The following is a 1072-nucleotide window of genomic DNA, read 5'->3' as shown; positions in this document are numbered from 1 at the left end:
TGTGCCGCCTTCGGAACTGTATGCAGACGCACAAGTCTCACTTCAAAGTGGCAACTGGCTTTCTGCGATTGAGAAACTGGAAGCGTTAGACTCACGTTACCCATTTGGTGCCTACTCTGAACAGGTACAACTTGACCTTATTTACGCATACTACAAAAACGACGACCTAGCGTTAGGCTTAGCAACCATCTCTCGCTTTATGCGCCTAAACCCGACCCATGAAAAAATGGACTGGGTGCTTTACATGCGTGGCCTGAGCCACATGGCTCAAGATCGTAACTTTATGCACGACCTGTTTAGCATCGATCGTAGCGACCGCGACCCAGAGCCCGTGAAAAAAGCATTTGATGACTTTAAGAAGCTGCTTCAACGTTATCCAAACAGCCCATATGCGGAAGATGCACAAAAACGCATGGTGGCCTTGAAAAACCGCTTAGCGAATTACGATTTAGCTACCGCTGATTTTTACCTTCGCCGTGAAGCATGGATCGCTGCCATTAACCGTAGCCAAGAGCTTCAAAAATCATTCCCTGATACAGAAGCAGCTCGCAAATCGTTAGAAATTCAGCTGGAAGCCTACAAGCAGCTGCAACTAGAAGATGCCGTTGCAAGAACAGAAGCACTCATTAAGCTAAATCCTGTCAAATAAACGCCTACCGCCACAGCTCAAACTGTGGCGGTTTTGTTTTCTACCACCAATTACTCCTCTTTGAACAATCTTGATGATTTTTTGAGCACAACTTATGCTTAGAGTTCTACTCCACCATTAAACTGGACGTGAACGTGACCATATCTAAGTTTTGGGCAATGCTGTTCTTTCTGTTGTCGGCGTCCGTTTACGCTTTGGAAATCTCACCATTAAAACAGCCTCCGTACACGGGTGACTTGGATGTCATCAAAGAGAAAAACGTATTGCGCGTTTTAGTCTCTGCCGATTTAGGCTTCTACTATATCGAAGGAGGAACACCAAAAGGGATTGGCGCAGAGCTGCTGGCTCACTTTGAAAAAGATTTACGCAAAATCAAACCCAAACTGAACGTACAAATCATCCCTCTAGCGCGAGACCAATTGC

Annotated in this window: 1 protein-coding gene and 1 pseudogene; both read left to right on the top strand. The window is 45.7% G+C overall.

What is annotated here, in order from left to right; genetic code table 11:
- The coding region (locus R7E00_RS24915; protein ID WP_318124893.1) for an outer membrane protein assembly factor BamD at positions 1-649 on the top strand (649 nt) is incomplete at its 5' end.
- Positions 650-807: 158 nt separating this feature from the next.
- Positions 808-1072: pseudogene (locus R7E00_RS24910) on the top strand (lytic transglycosylase F); the annotation flags it as partial.

Origin of the sequence: Vibrio sp. Vb1755, assembly GCF_033338635.1 — a bacterium.
Lineage (GTDB): Bacteria > Pseudomonadota > Gammaproteobacteria > Enterobacterales > Vibrionaceae > Vibrio > Vibrio alginolyticus.
The sequence above is the reverse complement of the archived record's forward strand: the minus strand, read 5'-3'. Positions and strand labels throughout refer to the sequence as shown.